The sequence below is a fragment of the uncultured Amaricoccus sp. genome, assembly GCF_937858865.1.
Classification (GTDB): Bacteria; Pseudomonadota; Alphaproteobacteria; order Rhodobacterales; family Rhodobacteraceae; genus Amaricoccus.
In genome coordinates this window covers 1-1,075 of sequence record NZ_CALLYO010000167.1, presented here as the reverse complement: position 1 = coordinate 1,075, position 1,075 = coordinate 1, and the positions used below count along the sequence as shown (strand labels likewise).

The following is a 1,075-nucleotide window of genomic DNA, read 5'->3' as shown; positions in this document are numbered from 1 at the left end:
AACCCGAGGCGCCGCCCGAGGCCGAGGCGCGCTGACCCCGCTTGAGTCGCCCGGCGCGGCGGGCTAGGGGGGCAGGGACGCGCGGGGGGCCCATGGACCATTTCAGCTATCGCGGCGGGGTGCTCTCTGCCGAGGCGGTGCCGCTGACGGCGATCGCGGCGCGGGTCGGGACGCCCGTCTACGTCTATTCGAGCGCGACGCTCGCCCGGCACTACCGCGTCTTCGAAGAGGCGCTGGCCGGGCTCGACCATCTCGTCTGCTACGCGGTGAAGGCCAACCCGAACCTCGCCGTCCTGGCGCTGATGGCCGCGCTCGGCGCCGGCATGGACGTGGTGAGCGAGGGCGAGTACCGCCGCGCCCGGGCGGCCGGCGTCCCCGGCGAGCGGATCGTCTTCTCCGGCGTCGGCAAGACGCGGGAGGAGATGCGCCTCGCGCTCGAGGGCGGCGTGCGCCAGTTCAACGTCGAGAGCGAGCCGGAGCTCGAGGCGCTGAGCGAGGTGGCCGTCCGCCTCGGACGCGTGGCGCCGGTCGCGGTCCGGGTCAACCCCGACGTCGACGCCCGCACGCATGCGAAGATCGCCACCGGCAAGGCCGAGAACAAGTTCGGTATCCCGATCGGCCGCGCGCGCGAGGTCTATGCCCGGGCCGCGGCGCTGCCGGGGATCGAGGTCGTCGGCATCGACGTCCACATCGGCAGCCAGCTGACCGAGCTCGCCCCCTACGAGGCGGCCTTCCGCAAGGTCGCCGAGCTGACCGGGGTGCTGCGCGCCGACGGGCACGCGATCCGGCGGCTCGACCTCGGCGGCGGGCTCGGCATCCCCTATCGGCAGGGGGAGAACGACGCGCCGCCGCTCCCCTTCGACTATGGAGAGCTCATCCGGCGGACGGTCGGCCATCTCGGCTGCGAGATCGAGATCGAGCCGGGGCGGCTCATCGCCGGCAACGCCGGGGTGCTGCTCGCGCGGGTCCTCTACCTGAAGCACGGGGCGGGGCGGGACTTTCTCATCCTCGACGCGGCGATGAACGATCTCGTGCGCCCGGCGATGTACGACGCCTGGCACGACATCGTGCCGGT

The 1,075-nt window shown here is 73.3% G+C and carries 1 protein-coding gene; it reads left to right on the top strand.

What is annotated here, in order from left to right; genetic code table 11:
- Positions 1–92 precede the first annotated feature (92 nt).
- On the top strand, positions 93–1,075 hold a 983-nt coding region (lysA, locus tag Q0112_RS04660), incomplete at its 3' end, for a diaminopimelate decarboxylase (protein WP_297972103.1).